Annotated in this window: 18 protein-coding genes; 8 read left to right on the top strand and 10 right to left on the bottom strand. The window is 42.0% G+C overall.

The features are described 5' to 3' along the window. Positions 1-10 precede the first annotated feature (10 nt). Positions 11-745, bottom strand: coding sequence for a sigma-E factor negative regulatory protein (locus IYN84_RS19115; RefSeq protein ID WP_196140870.1), 735 nt, complete (start codon positions 743-745; stop codon positions 11-13). 311 nt (positions 746-1056) lie between these two features. Next, complete coding sequence (gene rpoE, locus IYN84_RS19120; protein WP_196140871.1) at positions 1057-1638, bottom strand: RNA polymerase sigma factor RpoE; 582 nt, start codon at positions 1636-1638, stop codon at positions 1057-1059. A gap of 464 nt (positions 1639-2102) precedes the next feature. Between rpoE and nadB the strand changes: the two genes are divergently transcribed. Continuing rightward, positions 2103-3707, top strand: coding sequence for an L-aspartate oxidase (nadB, locus tag IYN84_RS19125; protein ID WP_196140872.1), 1605 nt, complete (start codon positions 2103-2105; stop codon positions 3705-3707). Between the two features lie 34 nt (positions 3708-3741). On the opposite strand, the gene IYN84_RS19130 is transcribed toward nadB, so the two are convergent. Both IYN84_RS19130 and IYN84_RS19135 read right to left on the bottom strand, forming a co-directional pair. Beyond that, entirely contained in the window at positions 3742-4182 is a 441-nt protein-coding gene (locus IYN84_RS19130; protein WP_196140873.1) for a hypothetical protein, read from the bottom strand. 40 nt (positions 4183-4222) lie between these two features. Beyond that, the gene (locus IYN84_RS19135; protein WP_196140874.1) at positions 4223-4483 is read right to left on the bottom strand and encodes a succinate dehydrogenase assembly factor 2; all 261 of its coding nucleotides are present in this window, start codon (positions 4481-4483) and stop codon (positions 4223-4225) included. Positions 4484-4671: 188 nt separating this feature from the next. Between IYN84_RS19135 and IYN84_RS19140 the strand changes: the two genes are divergently transcribed. From IYN84_RS19140 to IYN84_RS19155, 4 genes are all read left to right on the top strand, one after another. Further along, entirely contained in the window at positions 4672-5499 is an 828-nt protein-coding gene (locus IYN84_RS19140; protein WP_196140875.1) for a folate-binding protein YgfZ, read from the top strand. Positions 5500-5514: 15 nt separating this feature from the next. Then, entirely contained in the window at positions 5515-6351 is an 837-nt protein-coding gene (locus IYN84_RS19145; protein ID WP_196140876.1) for an HDOD domain-containing protein, read from the top strand. Positions 6352-6510: 159 nt separating this feature from the next. Further along, positions 6511-10338 (top strand): DUF6701 domain-containing protein, encoded by a 3828-nt coding sequence (locus IYN84_RS19150; protein WP_196140877.1) that lies wholly within the window; start codon positions 6511-6513, stop codon positions 10336-10338. A gap of 107 nt (positions 10339-10445) precedes the next feature. Continuing rightward, on the top strand, positions 10446-11003 hold the full coding sequence (locus IYN84_RS19155; protein WP_196140878.1) for a hypothetical protein: 558 nt from the start codon (positions 10446-10448) through the stop codon (positions 11001-11003). Between the two features lie 58 nt (positions 11004-11061). Here the strand turns inward: IYN84_RS19155 and IYN84_RS19160 are convergent, their stop codons facing one another. The 5 genes from IYN84_RS19160 to IYN84_RS19180 form a co-directional block, all read right to left on the bottom strand. Beyond that, the gene (locus tag IYN84_RS19160) at positions 11062-11490 is read right to left on the bottom strand and encodes a DUF4399 domain-containing protein (protein ID WP_196140879.1); all 429 of its coding nucleotides are present in this window, start codon (positions 11488-11490) and stop codon (positions 11062-11064) included. Positions 11491-11568: 78 nt separating this feature from the next. Beyond that, a complete protein-coding gene (locus tag IYN84_RS19165) occupies positions 11569-12459 on the bottom strand; it encodes a M48 family metallopeptidase (protein ID WP_196140880.1) in 891 nt (296 codons plus the stop codon). Next, a complete protein-coding gene (locus IYN84_RS19170; RefSeq protein WP_196140881.1) occupies positions 12452-12988 on the bottom strand; it encodes an SH3 domain-containing protein in 537 nt (178 codons plus the stop codon). The genes IYN84_RS19165 and IYN84_RS19170 overlap by 8 nt, the downstream gene beginning before the upstream one ends. Continuing rightward, on the bottom strand, positions 12985-14880 hold the full coding sequence (locus tag IYN84_RS19175; RefSeq protein WP_196140882.1) for an adenylate/guanylate cyclase domain-containing protein: 1896 nt from the start codon (positions 14878-14880) through the stop codon (positions 12985-12987). Before IYN84_RS19175 ends, IYN84_RS19170 begins: the two co-directional genes overlap by 4 nt. A gap of 87 nt (positions 14881-14967) precedes the next feature. After that, a complete protein-coding gene (locus tag IYN84_RS19180) occupies positions 14968-17097 on the bottom strand; it encodes an HD-GYP domain-containing protein (RefSeq protein ID WP_196140883.1) in 2130 nt (709 codons plus the stop codon). A 296-nt stretch (positions 17098-17393) separates the two neighbouring features. Between IYN84_RS19180 and IYN84_RS19185 the strand changes: the two genes are divergently transcribed. Further along, positions 17394-17879: a cyclic nucleotide-binding domain-containing protein gene (locus IYN84_RS19185; protein ID WP_196140884.1), complete on the top strand. Its 486-nt coding sequence runs from the start codon at positions 17394-17396 to the stop codon at positions 17877-17879. 14 nt (positions 17880-17893) lie between these two features. Next, complete coding sequence (locus IYN84_RS19190; RefSeq protein ID WP_196140885.1) at positions 17894-20521, top strand: FAD-dependent oxidoreductase; 2628 nt, start codon at positions 17894-17896, stop codon at positions 20519-20521. Positions 20522-20734: 213 nt separating this feature from the next. On the opposite strand, the gene IYN84_RS19195 is transcribed toward IYN84_RS19190, so the two are convergent. Then, a complete protein-coding gene (locus IYN84_RS19195) occupies positions 20735-21916 on the bottom strand; it encodes a DUF1624 domain-containing protein (protein WP_196140886.1) in 1182 nt (393 codons plus the stop codon). A gap of 378 nt (positions 21917-22294) precedes the next feature. On the opposite strand from IYN84_RS19195, the gene IYN84_RS19200 reads away from it, so the two are divergent. Further along, positions 22295-23269, top strand: a complete 975-nt coding sequence (locus IYN84_RS19200) for a transposase (RefSeq protein ID WP_196140887.1) — start codon at positions 22295-22297, stop codon at positions 23267-23269. Positions 23270-23328: the final 59 nt, after the last annotated feature.

Below are 23328 nucleotides of genomic sequence, written 5' to 3' on the forward strand. Positions count from 1 at the left end.
AGTGTTCTAACTAACGCTTGCCTTCTTCTTTTAATAGCGGATCTTCGGTCATTTCAGAAGGCTTTTTCATATTACGTAACTCTTGCTGGAAACGGCTCACAGGCTCTTTCGTTTCGATAATGTAAGAACCTACCAATACGTCATCAGCCCCAACAAGCTGTTCATTAACCTTAAAGTTACGTCTACTCATTTGATCTAACATCTTCTGAATATCATCCAGTTTCGCTTGTTCTGCACTATCTGCCGGTGAAAGTTCGAAATCTAGCGGAGAACTGACGGATGTTTTGTTTGTACCATCTTCAGTTGCAAAAGTAGCTTGACCAGAAAGATTTTCATCAACACCGGAATCCATTAACTGGACAGAGAAAACCATGGCAAAAGCAATTGAAGCAGCAACAGCAAAGCCACCTCCAAATCTTCTCCAGGATGAAATCTGAATCACATTGGTTCCACCGACAGGCTCTTTCTCGGCGAGTTCAAAGTCAACAACGTTACCCTTCTCTGACTGCTGATCTAGCGAATATGAAGGCTCAGCAGCGAGTTTCGCTGAGAGTGACTGAGTAAATTCATACGAACTGTACGCTGAATTTTGTTTGGTCAACACCGCACGTACAGCATGGTAACGAAACCAGGATTTTGCCTGCTCTTGATCTGAAATTAAGCTATCGATAGCTTCTTCAGATACTTGATCATCCATAAGATCAGACAAGTACTGCCTATCTGCGGTAGGTATTTTATCAACCATATACTCTCTCTTATTATTACTGGTTTCCGATATTGCTCAGTTGACACGAATAAATCAATATTGACTAAAAAACTCAATCCAAAACCACGCAAGCTTCCTGTCGAATAAACCTCAAGGACATCTGAGGCAGTTATCCTCAATTTACCTGAGGATTAATAAACACTAAACTCAACTGAAAACAAGCTTTTCCACCCGGTTGAAACTGGCTTAATCAAGCAATTTCAACAGCTCTATACTGCGACCAAATAGATTCGCTGCCATTCTGACACAGTTGTTTACAAAAAGTTCACAAAAATAGAATTTTTCTCAAATTAATCCTGTTCATCCATTAATGGCTTGATATTTTCGTCAATTGCTTCTCGCGCACGAAAGATTCTGGAACGAACAGTACCTACCGGACACCCCATAGACTCAGCTATCTCCTCATAGCTCATTCCCTCCATTTCTCGAAGGGTAATGGCAGTTTTCAGGTCTTCCGGTAAGTTATCAATAGTTTCAAAAATGACTCTTTTGAGTTCATCCCGCATCAAAAGCTTTTCGGGAGAAGCATTTTCTTTTAAAGCAGAGCTTATGCCATAGTTTTCAGCATCCTGAGAATCAATATCTGTCGATGGCGGTCTACGGCCCTTAGCTGTGAGATAATTTTTCGCAGTATTTATTGCTATTCGATAGATCCAGGTATAAAACTGACTATCTCCTCTAAAATTAGGGAGTGCACGGTAAGCCTTTATAAATGTATCTTGCGCTACATCATAGACCTCAGCCTGATCGCTAATAAACCGGCCTATGATAACGAATATCTTGTTCTGGTATTTTGACACCAAAAGGTCAAATGCTCGCTTGTCACCCTGCTGAACTCGTTCCACTAACTGGGCGTCTGTCGTATTACTCATTCAATTCTTCTTATTTAAATTTTTGTTATTTAAATGTCGCTTTCTTCACCAGATTTTAGCTCAAATCGTAAAATAAGGCTCTCCTGATGATGACCCTGGCCTTCTAACAGAACTGGAAATACATTTAACTGAAACCAGTTTCTCTATTAATGGAGATAAAAAGATATTTTACCACCCTGCAGCTCAACGCGAACCGGATTTTCACAAATACCAAAGCAAAGAACTGGACCAGAAGCGAAGTAAAGGCTGGCTGCCAATATCTTTTTCACAATTTCGACCACTATCTGAGTCCATTGGCTCATGTTTGGGGAGCGATTATTGCATGAGTTGACAGCTATCGAATAAATTAAGTTCCAAATTAAAGGTAAAAAATCAGTTTTATTGCTAAATCACTTATTATAATTGGATTTTGTGAGGTAATTTTCGCAAAATACCCGGATCTATGACAAGTTGATAACTTATTTATGACCATTCAACATCAATCTGATGTACTTATTATTGGTAGTGGCGCTGCCGGCCTGACTTGTGCCCTTCAATTGGCCGAGCACTTTTCAATCAATATACTCTGCAAAAGTGAGCTTTCTGAGGGCGCCACCTATTATGCTCAAGGTGGTATAGCGGCAGTTTTGGACAACGATGATTCAGTTGAATCACATGTAAATGATACATTGATTGCAGGTGCAGGCCTGTGCAACGAAGAAAGCGTTCGTTTTACCGTCGAGAACAGTAAAAAGGCAATAGAGTGGCTAATTAAACATGGCGTTGCATTTAGTCAACAAACGGAAACAGATGGTAGCCTGAGTTATCATTTAACCAAAGAAGGCGGACACAGTCATCGTCGTATTATTCATTCTGCAGATGCTACTGGAAAAGCAGTTCAGAACACCCTTTCAGAGTGCATTGTTAAAAATGAAAATATTCATCTGTTCGAGCACTATAATGCAGTTGATTTAATCACATCACACAAGCTCGGGCTGATAGGTCCGAATAACCGCTGTCTTGGTGCCTATGCACTAAATAGAAATAGTGATGAAGTAGAAGTTTTTAAAGCAAGATTTGTCATACTGGCTACCGGCGGCGCTAGTAAAGTTTACCTTTATACCAGCAACCCTGACGTTTCCAGCGGTGATGGTATAGCCATGGCTTGGCGTAGTGGCTGTAGAGTTGCCAATATGGAGTTCAATCAATTCCACCCCACTTGTCTGTTTCATAGTAAGGCTCACTCATTTCTGATTACCGAAGCCCTTCGAGGAGAAGGAGCTATACTCAAGCTTCCAAGCGGTGAACGATTTATGCCGCGCTTTGATGAAAGAGCAGAGTTAGCACCTCGAGACATAGTTGCCAGGGCAATTGACCATGAAATCAAACGGTTGGGAATCGACTGTGTATATCTCGACATTAGTCATAAAGAGCCTGAGTTCATAAAGTCACACTTCCCAACTATTTATAAACGTCTTCTGAAGCTTGATATAGATATTACGCGCGATCCCATCCCAGTAGTTCCAGCGGCGCATTATACTTGCGGTGGCGTTGTAGTAAATAAAGATGCAGCCACTGATCTTGGCAACTTGTATGCTATTGGAGAAGTTGCTTTTACCGGCCTACATGGGGCGAACCGTATGGCCAGCAACTCACTACTTGAATGTCTTGTATATGCTCGTGCAGCAGCCAACAAGATTATTTCTTTAAAGGATCAGCCGGCCGAAGAAGCTTGTCTTCCAGACTGGGATGAGAGCCAGGTATCCAACTCAGATGAAGAAGTAGTGGTTTCTCATAACTGGCATGAGCTTAGGCACCTGATGTGGAACTATGTGGGCATTGTTCGTACAACAAAACGACTGGAGAGAGCACAGCGGAGAATCCAGCTATTAAAACAGGAAGTCAAGGACTACTATGCCAACTTTAAAGTCTCCAGTAACCTGCTGGAGTTGAGAAACCTGCTAACCGTTGCCGAGTTAATTATTGAATGTGCACAAAGGCGCAAAGAAAGTCGAGGGCTGCACTATACCCTGGATTTTCCACAAACTGACGAACTAGCGAAAGACACAATAATTTCCAAACTGGATTAATATGATAGTGAGTTAGAAAAAGCGATAGAGCACTCTATTTTTCAGCAATCGACTTTTCTTTCAGGTATTGGCGAGCATAGTAAACCAGTTCACTATACGCCCGAGCCCCCAGAGATACTTTACTAAAAAACCAGTAGTGTCGATGCGTTCCATCATCAAAATGAAGCAATGAAGCAACCCCACTAATCCAGCTATCACCAATCAAATCTAGGTACCGCGAGTCCTGACTTTGCGAGTACCCTCGCATTAACCAGGACTCTCCAGTCCAACACAGATCGTCTGGAGCGCGGGTTATTCTCAGATAATTCTTATTTGAGAAGTAATATGACAAAAAGACTGAAAGAATAGCAGCAAAGCGCCAGCTCCAGTGGATTTCCGCAACTACTGCAACAACTAGCAGCGCCAGATGAAAAGCCAACAGGAAATACTTTAATTCAAAAGACTCCTTAATAGGAAATCTGGCGGCAACTTTCATAAGTCTTTTTAGTGAACCGTTGAGGGTAAGTGCAAGCTAATCAATCGCGTCCCACCTGCATAACCTTTTTGATATGCTTTATAAGAGAAGCAATTTCTTCTTTTTCGCAGTCACCATATCCCATCAGCCATGTATAAAGATCAGGGTCAGCCTCTTCCAGTAAAAGAGAGAAGATCTTTTGTTCATTTTCCGATAAAGAATCAAAATGCTGCTCCAGAAAAGGAATCAAAATAACATCCAGCTCCAACATTCCCCTGCGACACTGCCAGGCTAACTTATTTTTTAAAGAAGGTTCGCTCATAACCAGAAATAAGCCTTAAGTAAACAATACGCTGATCATATCAACCCCGCAGGCAAAGGAAAAGTCGATCATTACTTTCAGGCCAGCACCTTTTAATTGAATAAGAAGTTTTGGTTACTTTTCCGCTTAAGGTAAAATAGCTGGCAACAATCAGATTTATGTCACCACCCAAACAGGTGAAAAATACAATGAACAATCAACACTATCTTTTGGATGAATTTGGACTAATTTCTGTCCGCGGTGAGGATGCAGGAAAGCTTCTGCAAGGACAACTGACCACGAGTCCTGATAACACTGATCAATTCACTCTTCAGCTCTCAGCGCTTTGCAATCCTCAAGGACGCTGCCTGGCACTTTTTTGGGTTACTAGAAATACTGAAGATTTCTGGTTAATTCTTCCGAAAGACAATATCGAAAATACAATAGGAACTTTGAAGAGATATGCGGTTTTCTACAAAGTAACCATTGATGATATTTCTCAGCAAAAACAGTTAATTGGACTCTCTGGCAAGCCGGCGGAAGAAGATCCCCAATATCGAAAAGTTAGGGGCTTCGAAAAACAATTTTCAATCAAGATAATTGAGCAGGGGCAGCCATTAGAAGGTCCCCTGAAGTCAACAAATGAATGGCTATTCCTGCTTGCAGACAGAAAAATCCCCTGGATGACATTCTCCGCTTCTGGCCAGTTTTTGCCACATAATCTCGACTTACCAGCGTTAGAAGCGGTTGATTTTAAAAAAGGCTGCTATACCGGTCAGGAAGTGATTGCACGGATGCAATATAAAGGGAATCTGAAATCTCACCTGGTCAAGTTAAGTGCAGATAAACCATTCATTGCAGATCCAGGAACCAAGCTAGATGCAGAAGCTTCGCGTGCAGGCGAGCTTATCTGCCATGTGAGTAATTCCCAAGGCAAAACTCTGGCGTTGGCTCTAATTAAAGATAACTTAAAAAATGCCAACTTTTTTCACTTGCAACAGGAAAATACGCCTATACTTACTTTATCGGAACATTAATAAATAAAGAAGATAATGAGCTTAGAAAAAGAATTCCTCGCAGAACTAATCGACGCCATTACCAATGACCGTCTGACTTTGCCAACTCTTCCAGAAGTCGCTCTGAAAATCAGAGAAGCGGTTGAAGATCCGGAGGTAACTTCGAATGCACTGGCAGAAGTTATCGGCCAGGACGCAGCTTTAGCAGCTCGAATTATTAAAGTAGCCAATAGCCCACTCATGCGCGGTGCGGTAATCGTTGACAACCTGCAACTCGCAATAACCAGAATGGGTATTACCTTCGTTAGAAACCTTGCAACCGGTTTGGCAATGGAGCAAATGTTTCAAGCTACACATGATGCAGTGGACCAACGACTAAGAGCATCGTGGGAGCATTCTGTTGAAGTTGCTTCTATTTGTCATGTCTTGGCCAGTAACTTCACTCGACTTAAGCCGGACCAGGCAACCCTTGCAGGTTTAGTTCATGAAATAGGAATCCTGCCTATTCTCACTTTAGCAGAGGAAAACCCTGCAATTTTGGAACATGAAGCGGTGTTGGATAAGATCATTAATCGGCTTCATGGAAAAGTCGGCAGGGCAATTCTTAAAGCCTGGGATTTCCCGGAAGAACTCAGAGCAGTTCCTCTTGGTTGTACCGACTTTACCCGCGATGAACACCCTGAAGCAGATTATGTTGATGTGGTAACCGTAGCCAAATTACAGTCATATCCTGAAGATAATAATCCCTATGCTGACCTGGATACTTCTTCGGTACCTGCCTTTAAAAAGCTGGGGCTTTCTCATGAAGTCGATGTTCATCATGTCGACCAGCTTGCGGAAGAACTGGAAGAAGCTAAACAGGCTCTATCGTAAGTTTTCCAAGCACTCTGAATAACTCCCCCGGGCACTTAGTGTATTAATACTTGGGGGACGACTTATATCCATTCCAAATAACAATAATATAGAAATAACTTGTTGTTTTGACTATATTTTTATCAATACACTAAAGAAATTTCATATTTTGGGAAAAGAATGCTTCGTATTTCAACCTATCTAATACTGGTTATTATCGCCATGTTGTCATTTAGATGGGCATCTGCAGCGCCAGGAGACATACTTTTTGAAGACGATTTTGAGTCAGGCCTTTCCCAATGGAGTGTTAGCGTTTCCACCGGCGATGCAAGTATTGGCACTGAAACAGCCAATAGCGGCAGCAACTCTGTCAGGCTCCGTTGGGATACTGTTACCTTAACCAGCAGCGCTTTTAATGCAGCAGTTCCATTAGCAGAAATACAAGTATGGATAAGACGCGGTGACGATTCATTCAGCGAAAATCCGGATTCAGGTGAAGATCTGGTTTTTGAATATCTGGATCAGTCCGGTAGCTGGACCCTTATCGATACTTTCTACGGAAGTGGAACACCGGGCGAAATCTATAATCCAACCTACGCAATTCCGGTTTCAGGGCTTTACTCAAACCTTCAACTCCGCTTCCGTTTCCTTCAGGGAAGCGGCTTTGACTGGGATTACTGGCATATTGATGATGTTATTGTAACCGAGGCCGCGATGCCAACGAATGCTCATGCAGAGTGGCGTCTGGATGAAACCAGCTGGAATGGCACAAGCGGCGAAGTACTTGACAATATTGGCAGCAATCATGGTATCGCATTTTCCACCACTCCGGTTTCAGGCCTTATTTGCAATGCCGCCGATTTTAGCGCAGATGGGATAAACGACTACATTAGCCTGAACAACGGTGGGATGAATGGATTGGGCGACTTTTCAATTTCCGCCTGGGTTTCGACAACGCACACCGGGAGTCAAACTCTGCTATCTGCTGCACAGTCGGATATTCAACACAATGAAGCGACCATGTACTTTAATTCAGATAGCATTTTTTGGCCAACTTTAAGAGAAGCAACCTTTAATATCAATACTCAACTTCCTTTAACATCCGGATTTACTGATGGAAACTGGCACCATCTGGTCTGGACCAGAGACCAGTCGGAGAGCACGACTTGCCTCTACATAGACAAGACTTTGCAGGGCTGTCGTACTCATGATAACGGAAACAACCTTCTGGACATTGCTAGCGGCGGACTTATTCTGGGACAGGATCAGGATATTGTTGGCGGTGATTTCGATGCCGCACAAGATTGGCAAGGACTAACTGATGAGCTCATTGTTTTTGATAGTATTCTCAGTATCAGTGCAATCTCCCAAATCTATGACAATCAGATTGCCGGTAATAACTGGGATGGTACAAGCAGAGTATGTCCAGTGGACAACAACTGTAGTGACGATTCGACCGATGCTTTTAATAATTCTTCATATAGCAATAATGACGGCTCTGCGGAATGGAGCACTAGCTGGACAGAAAGTGACGATGACGGCTCACCAACATCAGGAAAAATCCAGATAAGCGGAGGAGCGCTTCGCCTGACGAATAGTTCCGGATTTAATGGCGACCCCGCAATAGAAAGGGAGGTCGATATTCTTGGAGCGTTGACAGCCACACTAAGTGTCGATTTGAGCACTTCGGGAACTCTTGAGAACGGGGATCGCTTCGATATTTCGATATCAACTGATGGCGGTCTTAGCTGGACTAGCTTACAGTTTTTCAGCAACGATATTAACAATACATACACTTATGATGTTACAGCGTATGCAAGTACTAACTTTAGAGTAAGATTCAGAATTAATCAGGGCTATCGACAGTCAAACGAATATATTGAAATCGATAATGTTAGCATTGCCATCACTCGACTTTGTGGTCCGGATCATTTTCGCCTGATTCATGACAATGCGGGTATCAACTGCTTACGAGAAGCCATAACCATACGTGCAGAGGATGCCACAGGCAATTTGGTTACAGACTATACCGGAACCATTAACCTTAGCTTAATTACCAATCACGGGAACTGGTTTACTGTGGACGAAAACAATACCAGTAGTGATCTGGCGCTAGGAACTCTAACCGATGTAGCATCGGATAACGACGGCGCAGCTACGTATCAATTTGACGTCAACGATGGCGGCAGTATTGTTCTTTATCTTCAAAATACAGTAGCTGAAACCACTAACATCAATATCCTGGACGGAGCAGTTACCGATGATGAAACCGAGGGTGATATTACATTTCGGCCTTTCGGATTTCTGGTAACGCCAACCCCTCCGGGAACTCAGGTGGCAGGACGACCATTTACTCTGTCTCTCACCGCAGCAGGACAAACTCCGGGTGATGCTGAATGCGGTGTAATTGAGGAATATACCGGCAGCAAGACAGTAAGCTTTTGGTCTAGTTATACCGATCCGCTGACAAGTCCAACAAACGCTCAAATTAATGGTAATCCAATAGCGACAAATGAGTCAGCTTCGCTAGCTCAGGCAATAACCTTTAACAATGGAGTTGCCACAATTCAGATGCAATATGACGATGTCGGAGAAATTGCGCTCAGTGCGAAAGATGATGTTGATCTGGGAGAGCCTCCAACCGGTAATCTTGACGAAATTATCGGTAGCCTTCCACCTTTTATCGTCCGTCCTTTTGGCTATCACCTTGCGGTAGACGGCGAGCCGATTGCCATTGATGCTTCGAGTCCGAATTATCGGGTCGCAGGAGATCTGTTTAGTATGACAGTTTTCAGCACACTCTGGCAGTCTGGCGATGATACCGATTTAGACGGAGTGCCAGATAGCGGTGCAGATCTCAGCGACAATGGTGTTACCCCAAACATTTCAGCAATTAATGGCCAGCTCAACTTAACCCCGCTTGCCCTTCAGGTTACGGAATCTAATGGGACACTATTAGATCAAACAATATTATTTACTGAGTTTGGTGCTGTCGGCAGCGCCCAACAGGGATCTGCAACAATAAATCAATACTGGGATGAAGTCGGCCGTCTTCAGATAAATGCTGTTACCAGTGATTTTATGGGAGGTGGTCAAAGTGTACTGGGTCAAAGGCCTGATATCGGACTGTTTTACCCGGCAAGATTCATTTTTTCTCCAGTACCGATCAATGTTCCTCTTCAATGTGACACTTTTACCTACATGGGATTTGATGATGGTATCAATGCAGCACTAACCAGAAGCGGACAATCTTTCGACTTTGACGGCAGTGTCTCTGCGGTCAATCTGTTCGATAATGTTACTCTTAACTATCATGGAGACTTTGCCAAATTAAACGATCTTTCACTATCGGCATACAACGTATCTTCAGGTGCTCCGGCAACCGGTCAGTTCACTTCTGTCACGGGTCCAAACCTGAGCTTTTCACAGGGTGTTAGCAGCTTTACCTATACCGGGACAAATTATCAACACAATACACTTTCCGCTCCGTTTGATTTAAGGATTGATGTTTCCGCGGATGACGGCTCGGCAATCGGTAATACCATTACAAGTGAGTTCGAAGTCAGACATGGTCGAGTGAGAATTTTAGATGCATACGGTCCGGAGCTTTCGCCATTAGAAATGCGAATTCTCAGCGAATACTTCAATGGAACCAACTGGCAACAAAATAATGCAGATAGCTGTACGACATACGTAAGTAGCCAGTTTGGTTTTCAATCAGGTAGCTATACCGAAAACTTGTCTGCAGGAGAAACCTCAATCATCGCTCCCGGGAGTAATCAGCTAATTAACTCAGGAATTTCCATAATCGGAAATGGCGTCTGGTTTAGTGCGCCAGGCGAAAACAATTACGGTAGCGTCAATGTGGAAATGAACCTGACAAGTCTACCATGGCTTCAGTTCAACTGGGATTCCAGTAATTCTCTATCTCTTCCCTCAGCTCGACTCAGCTTTGGTTACTTCCGTGGTAGTGACAGAGTGATCTATTGGCGAGAAGTGATTAATTAATAGCTTTTCCATATTTGGTAAAAATACCACTAAGCTGAGATTCATATTCAATTCATCTGCCCTCTTCTAAGCTGTTAATCAAGCAAACAATAAAGAGGTGGCTTACCATGAAAAACTTGATTAGCATCAGTATACTTTTAACTTTCGCCTTAACCACTCAAGTAGAAGCAAAAAGTAGCTCTAAAACAGAGGTTTCCAAGAAACCTCAAATTCAAGTAAAAAGCCAGAAAGAACAAGCCAAAGTTTATCGTCATCACGAATCCAACTGGCGCCAGCCTACATATGCCGAACACATGACACTGTTTAATTGCCGCGATTCTTGGGGCCATAAACTAAGAGGCAAGTTCAGCCAGGAGCAACAGTACTTTATCGAGCTTGGTGGCGGGAGCTGTCGAAAAATCAGTCGCTACGATAATCGCTATGGTGCGCTAAAAGCATTTCGACATTATGACATTGACCTCTCTGATGTGTACCGCGCTATCGAGCAGGTTCAGTACACTTACGGTTTAGGACACGCGCGTTTGGTTGAAGCTGAAAACATTTCAAGCGGTCACCGATCATTTAAATATACATTAGTATTTCGCTCACCAGAAAGAGGTTACCGAGAATTCCGCGTAAAGCACAATCGTTGGAATGGCGAAGTCAAAGCAATATACGAAGTATAAAAAGGTCAAAAAGAGGAGCTACGCAGGGAGACAAAGAGAGGGTTTTACCCTCTCTTTTTTATTCAACCGTAATTGTTATTTTCTTTGATACAACCATCGGGTAATGCGGAATATGATTCATATCTCCAAGAATCAGCTGTAATGTGTGCTGTCCTTCAGGTAGGGTCAACTCTGTTTCTGTTTGTCCTTTACCGAAATGTTTAACAATATCCCCCATTGGTACACCTGCTTCAGGTAGCGATTTACCATCGATTAACAAATGATGATGACCAGTATCGGGTTTATCGACACCCGCTGGTGCAACCCCCATACCTTTTAGTCCAAATTTAACGGTAAAGGTTTTACCTACGGTTGCGCCATCCTCTGGAGCAATAATATAGACTTCAGCATTATCAGGTGATTTTCGCTGATTATCACTGCCAGCAATCGCAATTCCTGATCCGGTAATCACAAATATCAACACTAGCTTCTGAATAAAGCTTTTCATTTTCTCTCCTTAGCGTTTATTGATAACATTTTGTTAAAGGTTAATCAGATTTTTGTTTTTATATGTCACCTTAATTAGTCATCGCAATTGAACATTACTCAAAAAACGAGACTCTAAAGTTTTAGTCTTGTTAGCATATTTTTCTACGTAACTAACGGCACGAAAAGCGGTATGAATTCTTTCGCTGGCCTTAGGATGAGTCGCCAGTAAAAGAGCTTTTCGACTATCATCAGTACTTTCAAGAATTTGCATCACAGAAAGATATGCGTAAGGATCGTATCCTGCACGAGTCATTAACACAACCGCTTTTTCATCGGCGTCAAGCTCATCTTCACGACTGATACCTTTGGTATAAAGATTTTGAGTGACATTAAATAGTTCAGTGGCTATCTGTCTATTCTTAAATGAATCCTGACTGTATCCTCCTTTTTGTGTCTGATGATAGTCTGCTGCGATAAACGCCAAATCGCCGACATTTGATAAGGTTTTACTTTTTTCAATCGCTTTAACCTGATGCTGTTGCTCAACATGAATGATCTCATGAGCAAGTACTGCAGCCAGTTCAGCTTCACTTGATAAGCGATCAATAGCTCCCGAGGATACAACGATAAATCCACCAGGCATTGCAAAAGCATTGAAATCAGGTGTATCGATTACAATAAACTGCCAACGACTGGGAGCTTTCCCTGATTGCAACGGCACAGCATGAGAGGCAATCCATTGTCCAACCGAATTAACATATCGCTGTAATTTCGCACTCTTATGTAGTTGACTACTACCAACAACAATCGCCGTCATTTTTCTTCCAATGATATATTGCTCCTCTTGCGATAACTTATTTCCCGTGACAACGCCTTTCCCGGCTTGAGCAAGTTTACCAATATCCAGATTCCCTACTTTCAAGCCGCATCCTAGTAACAGCAATAACGGAATCGAACAAACCAAAGCCACTAATTTTAACTTAGTCATTTCCTTCCTCCTTATAAGCAATTGCAGTAGAAGCCAGCTTTGCTTTCTTTGCAAAATTGGTGGCTTTGGCCGGAGAAATATAGTAGTTAGAAGCGGCCTCGAGAGCATCAAAGTTTCCTTTGGAGTGTTTTAAATCTTGCTCTCCAATCCCTCTTACCCCTGTCGTCGCAGTTACACTTGAATGTCCTTTTCTCAAGTTAACCAGCTTTGATAATGTAGACCCCGAGGCAGCTTGCTCCACTGGTGCGAACCTCACTTGTAGGAGCGTAACCCAGCCGTTAACTTTTTCGGAAGCATTTATCTGATACCATCCTCGCTCCCGCTTAATAATTTCAACGACTGAATCTTTTTTCAATGTTGTTACATCATTTGCATTAAAGTCGGGAGAAGATTTGACCTTTGTATCTAGCACCAGAATTGCTGGCGCAGCCTGCAGCATTAAAGAGGTAAAGAAAAGAACAGAAAAAGCAACTAAACTGGCTATTTTTCGTCTCTTTCTCTCTAGAGTCTGTTTTTGACGAATAATCATTTTTGTTCCCTCCTGGTTGGTTCATATAACTTAACTTCTTCTTCACGGCCTTTTACTGCAAACTGACCTTTATATTCAAAGTTAAAGCGATCTTCACATAGCGCTTTTGTTGACTCAGAGACCAAAACCCTTGCAATTCCTTTGGTCTTTCCTTCTATTCGGCTGGCTAAATTGACGGTATCGCCTATAGCAGTATAGTCAAAACGTCTGGCGGAACCCAACATGCCGACCACTGCCTGACCACTATTTACGCCGATCCCGACATCAAATGTTTGCAATTCGACAGGTAAGGTCTGTCTGAACTGAATCAAGTTGTCCACCATATCCAAAGCGGCGTTAATCGCATTTTCTGCATGGTTTTCATCTTCTATCGGAGCCCCCCAAAATGCCATAATTGCATCTCCGATAAACTTGTCCAGAGTACCTTTATGATTAAATATAGCTTCTACCTGGCTATCAAAATAATTGTTTAAGATAGCCATAATTTCCTCCGCAGTTCGTTTCTCTGACAAACTGGTGAAGCCCCGTATATCCGAAAATAGAACCGATATCTGACTAGATTTATTGGCAACCAGTTCTTGCCAGCCTTCATCCTGTACCAGTCGTTTTACAACGATAGGATCCATAAAGCGAGAAAAGGTTTTTTCCGCAAATCGTTTATTCAGATACTCTCTCAATCCGGAATAAAAAAGTAATACAGCAAGGCAACCGACCACAGCCGAGAAAATGGAAACCGACGGAAAAAGATAGTCTTTTTTAGCCAATAGCAGGCTAGTCAGATAAAGCAAACCTGCGATCAAAACTAATCCACTAAATGAATAAATCATCTGATCTCTATATTCTGTTACTCGCGTGATGATAAGAATCAAAAAGCTAACTAGAAGTAACGCAACAGCCAGCCCCCAAATAAGCGATGTTTTTTTTAGAAACTCTGAATTCAATAAGTTGTCCAGAGCGGTAGCCAATATAAAAGTCCCTGGATGTGTATTGGAAACAGGAGTGACCGTTAAATCATGTAATCCTGCAGCAGTGGCACCAATAATGATTATTTTATTTTTGAACAATTCAAGTTGCTGTCGCCTTTCAAGAAGATATTTTGCATCCGAATAAGAAATAACATCATAGGAAGAACTTTCCGTTCCTTTAAATTTCAGGTTGATTACTGCTGGTATATTTTTCAACAGCTCCGGCTCGACAGATTTGACAACTCTGCTGGGCAGTGAATGGAGCTTCAAGCTATTAACTGTAGAATATACAGGGTACTTTCGAGTAGAGCCGTCTGAATCAGTTAGCCGGTTGATCAAACCGGTATTCCATGAATCAGGTGATAAAACCCATGGCAGAGCGATTTTTATTTTGAAGTTTTTGTCCGCATCAAATCCTTTATTTTCACTACCATAACTATCAATTACTTTTTCATCAACAAATAATGATGCGGGCAAAAAAGATATATCAACCGACTCAACCGGCGCGCTATTTTCAAGTAACGTTGAAGCAAAAAAAACATTAGTCCGATTAGCCACACTTTCATTGAAAAACTGATCATCATGTGGCCTTAGCAGGTCTCTTTCGACAAATAATATATCAAATATAATTGCTCTGGCTGGAGCTTCATACAAACCTTCTAACAAATAGCTATGTGTGCTTCTTGGCCATGGCCAACGTCCGATTTGAGACTCAAGATCGGTAAGACTTTTATCGTCTATATCTACCACCAGAATATCTTCGCTAGCCTGGCTTTGCTTTGCGATCCAATGTCGCCAGTAGTCATTGTAAAGCTCGTCAAGCTGAGTCAAGCCAGGAAGAAAGTAAATAAGCAATGCCAGAGTTAAAGTAGCAATCCAAATTATAGGCTTCGAGACTTTGGTTCTTTTTATTTGAAATGGTCGCACGCTTTCCGGAACCTTTATTTGATTAATTTCTGAGCTAATAATTCAGTCTTCATCAACTATGAACAACTGACGGGTTTAATCATCAACTTATTTTGTCTTATCGATTACTCCATAGATTTTTGCTTCGATGAAAGTATTCACCATCACCTTACAGAGTTTTCCTGATTTTGCTTCATCAGATAGGATATCCAGCGCAAGCTCGTTCGCTACCGCGCGCTTGTAAGGTCGATCTCTGGCAGTCAGCGCATCATAGATATCCGCGATTGCCATTATTTTGCTGGCGATAGGAATACTCTGATCATCCAGCCCCAAAGGATAGCCGGTACCATCAAGTTTTTCGTGATGGGATGCAGCAATCCGCGGAACGGAAGACAACTCATCAGTCCAGGGAATTTCACTCAGAAAAGCTTCGGTGTGAATAACGTGAGACTGTATTTCTTCGCGCTCGGTATTGGTTAAACTTCCTTTTTTTACCGACAGGGAAAGGAAATCATCCTGACTTAAAAGAGTCTTTCCAAACGGATAAGCATCATCCATACGATAATCGAATAAATGAGCTAGCTCTTCAGCAATTTCTTCTTCTAACAGTGAAGGTTTATTCGCCTGTTTAAGGACATTTCTATATTCATCTAAAAGTTTGAGCTGTTTTTTAACTTGATCATACTCAGAGCTGGAAGACCAGCTCTTTAACAGCTCCGGATCTTTCCGAGTTACAATTTCTTGAAAAAACTTCCTCTGTAGAATTTGTTTTTGCCATTCCATTTTTAGCTCGAGATAGCTTAATCTGCTTGCATGCAGTTTATTGGGTTTGAGCAATACATCTTCCTTAACCCCGACCTTACCAAAATCATGCAGTAAAGAAGCGTAACGAATTTCTCTTATCTGACTGCTGTCGAAGGATAGGTCACGATATTTACCTGCCTGATGCGAATCTAGAGCTTTGGCCAGTTCAGTAGTAAGTTCAGCGACTCTGAATGAATGTCCACTAGTTACCGGATCTCGAGACTCTATCGCTTTGACTGAAGCTGAAACAAATCCTTCAAACAATACCTGAATATTTTCAATTAGCTGACTATTATCAATGGCTACCGCAGCTTGACTGGCTAGACTGAGCAATAAGTCTTCACGTTCCTGATCAAAGCCTTTATGTAAAAGCGCTTTCTCCTCTGCATCTCTGTTGTTAATGAATTGCAGAACACCAATAATTTTTCCTCGATGGTTTCGCATAGGAATAACCAACAGCTGATGAGTACGATAACCGGTAGACTCGTCAAATCGTTTGTCAAATTCGTAAGGACTATTCGCGGATAACTGATAGGCATCAGCAATATTGAGTACTTCTCCGGTAAGAGCAACATATCCTGCCAGCGAACGGTGGGTTAGTGGAAACTGTTTTTCCGTGAAGTGGAAGTCGATTTGGCTATTTTGTGTCAGCTTAAAAAGTAACTTGGGCTCTGAAGTGTTTTCGTCTTTAAGCAAATAGAGAGAGGCTGCTTCACAATTTCCCAATTTTCTTCCTTCTTCAAGAACCATGGTCAGCAGCTTATCCAGATCTCTTTCTGCACTCAAAGCAACACCGATTTTTGCTAGTTCCTTTCGTTCATCAGCAATTGAAACAATATTTTTTTCCAGCAGATTCAGTCGATATTTATTGTTTAGTAATTGGTAGGCTGTTGCCACAGCTTTTTCCAGGTTATCCGGAGTCAGGACACTATTACCAATAATCAGGTCTGGCGCAACGCTATGCTCGTTTCTTTGCTTCTTCTGTTCCGGGTTAAGCTGCAGGTTCATTTCACTATGGGAAGTTATACTGCTTTCTATATCGTTAGCAGTGTCTAAATCGTTACTAAGATCCAAATCATTACAGCTGATATAGAAAGTTAATGCAGAGGGAAATAAATCCAGTTTTTCGGGATGACGCAGATTACTAATCAGTATTGAAAACTGATTTTTAGGACAAATCAGACAATCATTTTCCAATTTATGTTCCAGAGTACGCTTAAGAGTGACTGCATTGCTGCCTAGATGCAGCCTGAGACGCTTTTCTAACTCATCGATGGAGATTCGTTCAAACAATTGATCGAAGTCTCCTATTAACCATAAAACGGCAGGCATTGAAGTTTCAGCAAGCTCAGTAGTCTCTGACATCAAACCAGATCTCGAACCTGGTTCGGTATGAGCCATAGAATCTACATTGGATTCATGCAATTGCGACATCAGGGTCCACCTTTACAGGTTCAAAGGGCTTTATTCTTCTTAATATTTTAAGCCAGTTTGAATGAACCAGTTCAGCTAATTTTAGAGAACTGCGTCTGTATTTATTATCTCTTATTTGCAGTCACTGTATAATTTCTATACATTAACTCTAAGCCTATCTCAAAAATCGAATAAAGGCCAATGGAGTTTAAAAGTGCAATCTTTTGATATCGCACTGAAAGATAATAAATCTGTTCAGCCTGGCTGGAAATCAGACTCTCCATCAATCATAACGCCAGGCTCAGGAGAGAACTGACATGGATACATCCAGCTTTTTTGTATATCCCAGTGACGTTACTGAAAAAGACGCGCGAGCTATTGTCTTTCTCGAAACAGCTACCGATGATGACTGGCAAACATTGCTGGATTTCACATCGACGATCCGCTTTCACTCTGGTGACATAGTGATTGAGCAAGGTGACGATGATGACTCTCTAGCCTTTATTGCCAATGGTGAGCTTGAGGTACTCATAGCGAAAGGTCGCTCTGGTAAATTTGAAAGACTTACCACTTTCAGTGAAGGCTCTGTTATCGGAGAACAATCCTTTCTCGATAGACAACCACGCTCAACGCGAATTCGTGCGATTACTGATGGAGAGCTTTATCGTCTTAGCCGTGACGCTTTTACTGTATTGTCAGCCAGACATCCAAACCTCGCGATGCAGGTAGCAATGGATCTGGGCAGAATTCTCTCAATTCGTCTACGTGACACAACCAAGTTCCTTTCCGCCAGCAAAAAATAGTCAGGAGATACGAGATGAGCGAGTCAGCGAAACCCGTATTTGCTAATTTCATGCAAGTCACGCCGACCATTCCAAGATGGGTTTGGCAAATCTTGCGGCTATTTTCGATTTTGACTTTCGCTTTTTTAATCTGGAGCCTGTTCAACTATAGCGCCATTACTCTCACCATTTTCTGGGGACTTGCAGTCCCGAGTTTACCACTGGTTTTCTGGTTGATGCCGGGACTTTGGCGAAACCTCTGCCCTTTAGCAGCCACCAATCAACTACCGCGGCTATTCAAACTGACCTTCGCTAAAGAAATTCCACCAAAAATAAAACGTTATGCCAATGTCGTTGGTTTACTGTTACTTTTTATTGCGGTTCCTTTACGCAAAATAGCACTCAATGAGAATGCCGATCTTCTAGCCATGGCTTTGCTCGGAATTATTGGTTTTGCTTTAATCGGAGGGATTCTTTTTAAGGGCAAGAGTGGTTGGTGTGGAAGTATTTGTCCACTTTTACCAGTACAGCGACTTTACGGTCAGACACCCTTGGCTATTGTTAATAACAGCCACTGCTCGCCATGTGTTGGTTGTACCAAGAACTGTTTCGACTTTAACCCTCAGGTAGCTTATCTGGCAGATCTTTATGATAGCGATCCTGTCCTGGCCGGCGACCGTAAATTCTTTGCCGGTATGATGCCAGGTTTACTACTCGCCTATTTCTATATGCCCTATTCTTCAGAAATGCCCGTCTACCAGCTTTATCTACAATTTGGTCTTTACTGTCTGATTGGTATTGGTACTTACCAGATGATTGAAACACTGCTCAAATTCAGTCCTCAAAAAAATACCGCCCTTTTCGCGCTAGTTTCGATCAATATTTTTTACTGGTACACGGCTGAAGTTATGGCAAAAACAATTGCTTTGATTTCACCACTTGATTTTGCCTGGTGGCCTGTATGGACACTAAGAGGCTTTGTTGCAGTAATGTCTGTTTACTGGTTCTGGAAAACCATCGAAAAAGAAAAACTGTTTCTATCGCAGACTTTTGCCAGTTCAGCACAGACTAAAGTTGCCAGTATGCGCCACTTGAAAAAACACGCTGCGAAACAATCAGATAATCCGAGTGTAATATTGGAACCCAATGGGGAAGAAATGGTAGCCAGACCAGAAATGAGCCTACTGGATCTACTTGAAGCGAACGGACACCCCATTAATTCTGGTTGCCGGATGGGCGCCTGTGGCGCAGACCCCGTTGCCATTATCGAAGGTGAAGAGAGACTGGAGGAAAAATCCGCAGAAGAAACAGCAACGCTGGAACGACTCGGCTATAAAACAGGTGTTCGTATGGCTTGTTGCGTCAAGGCTGCGGCGAATATAAAAATAAACCTGGACCCGAATAGTATAGAGCAGGAAGAAGAAGAAGCAGAATTTGAACAGGATAACTCGATTCATTCGGTAGTAATTATCGGCAATGGAATTGCTGGAGTGACAGCTGCAGACTACCTCCGGCGACACCATAAGGACATAGAAATACATCTAATCGGTGCCGAGAAATACCCGTTATACAATCGAATGGCAATTAGCAAGCTCATATATGGCAGGACGGCTTTGCAAAGCCTGATTCTTATGCCCGATGAGTGGTATAAAAAACGCAACATTCAGCAGTGGCTAAACACGCAAGTTGAAAATATCGACGCCATTAAACAAATAGTCCACCTTGCCACTGGCGAAAGTATCAATTATGACCGTCTGATTATAACCACCGGCAGCAATGCCAGAATCCCCGCTATTGATAACTGGGGAATTGGTGGCTGCTATGTGCTAAGAACAGCTGAAGATGGAATGGCTATTCGTACCTATGTGCAAGCTCATAAATGTAAGCGGATTATTATTGCCGGCGGAGGTTTACTTGGATTAGAAGCTGCCTATGCCTTCACCCAGGTAGGCCTTAGAGTCACTGTGTTAGAGCGTTCAGAATCACTGCTTCGCAGACAACTTGATAGTAGAGCCGGAGGCATTCTTCATACCTATCTTGCAGCTTTGGGAGTCACCATAATTTACCAGGCAGAAGTGGCTAAAGTTATTGGTGAGTCACATATTGACGCCGTTAAGTTAAAGACAGGAGAAACGCTCAAGGCGAATCTTTTACTGGTCGCGGCGGGAATCGTCCCCAATAGCAAACTTATCCAAGATAAAAACCTGGAAACAAATAAGGGTATTCTGGTCGATGCTCATTTGCGGACCAGTATGAAGCATATATTTGCCGCCGGAGACATTGCTGAACTTAGAGAAAACAGGGGAAAACTTCCTGGCCTTTGGCCAGTTGCGGTTGATCAGGGCCGAGTTGCAGCTCTCAACGCTTTAGGTGGAGACTATAGTTATCATGATAAGCCGGTTGCAACAGGATTAAAAGTAGTCGGTGTCGAACTGACATCAATGGGTGAGTTTTCAGGTTTAGAAAGTGATACTATCATTGCGCAAAAAGCAGGTGATAAATATCGTAAATTGGTTATCAGAGATAGACGAGTTATCGGGTGCATTTTGCTCGGCTATTCGGAATATTCAAGTAAAGTTGTAGCGCGTATTAATTCAGGTGAAGAACTGGAGGCCGAGCAAATTGAGGTTTTACAAAATGGAGACTGGCAATTATTTGAGTGATAGCTCGAAATAAAATTTATTGCGCAAGCTTTGACTACCACTTCCAAATTTTGACGCTAATTCTAATTTAGATGGACTTTGAAAACCGTCAAATCGAATGTCTAAAAGTAGCCCTTAGATTTTTAGTAAACGTTATCAAAACATCATTTCGCGTCGTTGCGCTTTCCTGCGAGATATTTTCTTAATAGCGAAATTTTCATTAAAACTAAAATCTTAGATGTAGGAAAGCCATGGATTTTTATTCTGTTGTTTAAACCGTGAGTATTTCCTGCAAGGAAAGTACAACACGAAAACAATTGCTACCCAGACTAAATATACAACTAGAAGATTTGGACTATATTCTTGCGGCCAGCTATTTGGCGGAACCAGATTAAAGTTAACAGCCCGGTCAAATTTAAGCCAGGTATAGATTTGCGCACTGAAGTTAATAAATGGTACGTGAAGCAAGTAGAAAAACATTGGCACCTTGCCTATTGTCAATATCCATTGATAGAGCTTATGTTCTTCAAACTTTGACTGATATTTTTCCAAGAGTGCTAATACTATCAAACCAGGTCCAATGGTCATCAATAAAAACTGAAGAGAAGGTGGATATTTAGAAGTATTGAAGAGTTCTAGAAAGCTATTCTTAACAGAATAGGTCCAGACGAAAGGATCTCCGTAATCAATTACCAACCTCAAAAGCGAAAACAATAGAATACAAAATGCCCCGAATAACACTAGATATTGCTTTCTACGTTGATAATTCAACAAATACAGATCGCCGAGAATATAGCCAAGAGACATTACTGCAAACCAGGGGATCAGTGGATACATGACGAAGACGCCAAAATTCTGTGCACTGATGGGTATCCACCCTTGAACATGCAATAGTTTCCACGCATTTTCACCGAATAATTCGGTCATCCAGCTGTCGTCAATAGCATTGTGCAAACCGATGACAATCAGGGAAATACCAAGAATCCATGTTCTGGGTAAATAAATCAATAATGCCAGAATAATCATTGACCAGCCGATAACCCATAGCACTTGAACAAAAATCGCGTAGTATGCAAACTGCCAGGAAAAATTTATGATGGTTATTTCGAGAAATATAATCCAAAGACCTCTGGTTAAAAGAAAGTTCCTTAACTGAGTTTTAGACTGGCACTTCTGATAGTACAAATATGCACTTATGCCGGATAAAAAGACGAATAGCGGTGCACAAAAATGGGTAATCCAACGGGTAAAAAACCAGCTGGCATCAGCCTGGGTCAAATCTGTCGGTTCAAACGCTGTTTTTCCCCAAAATGCACGAGTGTGATCGAGCGCCATAATAACGATGATTAAGCCACGTAATAGGTCGATGGACTGTATTCGGTTTTGTTTTTTTCTCTGAACAATATTTTGATTCATTTAAAAACGTGCTGCTGCCTAGAGTAAATCCAATATATCTGTTCCAGCTCAGATTGAATACACTCTATATCGAAAGGAGATGGTGAAAACTAGAATCAATATTTTTTTATTACAATTTGTAGATACATCTTACTGGCAAAGGCTGGGTAATATGCGTACGACACCTGAGGTAGTTGCTGAAAATATAAATTACAGACACTTCAAAAAATATAAATTACAGACACTCCAAAATATAAATTACGGACACTCCGAATAAGTCTAATATCCTACAAGATCAATCAACGATTTCCTACACCTATGCAGGATTTCTACAATTGGAATATTGCATCGAGTAAGTACAATAAACAAATGACTTTCTTCTCAAGGATGAGAAAGATAATGGCCATACCTCGAAAATATTTAGTTGACAGTGAGTCAGTTGGATTCTATCACTGTATCTCCCGTTGCGTTCGCCGTGCTTATCTGTGTGGTGATGACCCGGTTTCAGGTCGGAACTGCGACCATCGCAAAGTCTGGTTGGAAAAACGGATGCTTGAACTCGCAGACATTTTCTGTGTGTCACTTTACGCATACGCCATTATGGATAACCACTATCACCTTGTGTTGAAAGTTGCTCCTAAAGGCGCTGAGAAGTTAACTGACGAACAAGTTGCAGAGTGCTGGTTAAAAGCTTATCCCGGTCGGCTGGATAAACCGGAGAACTTAAAGCTTCGTGAATTGAAGAAACAAGCCATCATGACTGATAGAACTAAACTGGCCAAGTATCGAAAACGACTCGGAAAGCTTTCTTGGTTTATGGCGAGATTGAATGAGCCGTTGGCCAAGCAAAGTAACCTGGAGGATTGTGTAAATGGAAGATTCTGGGAATCACGCTATCAATCCATTCCCCTGCTGGATGAAACCTCGGTTCTTGCCTGTATGGCCTATGTGGACTTAAACCCGATCCGAGCAGGGATAACTCAAGAACTTGAAGCCTCACTCCATACATCAATTAAAAAACGAATCGATAAACTGAGGACTTCGACCATTCAGATGAATGAACCCCTTGTTCCTATGAACAAGTCAATTGATGAGTCGCTCTATTCGTTTAACCTGAATGATTATCTGGCCTTGGTGGAATGGACTGGCAGAAGCATTGTTCACCCGAACAAAGCTGTGGTTCCGCTGCATATTAGTTCAATCTTCCGACGCCTAAATCTTCAACAGGACAACTGGCTTAACCAGATTCAAAGACTCTGCCATGGAAAACCGACGATGATGGGTTCGATTGATAAGCTCAGAAATAAAGCGAAAGCCATTAAGAAACGTTGGGTTAAAGGGATTGGGCAGGCGAGGTTACTCTATCAATCTTAACTAATTATAAAATAATCCTTCTTATTAAATATTTGCCTTAAAGGTAATACTTCAATTTC

Source organism: Aliikangiella sp. G2MR2-5, from assembly GCF_015687155.1.
Lineage (GTDB): Bacteria > Pseudomonadota > Gammaproteobacteria > Enterobacterales > Kangiellaceae > Aliikangiella.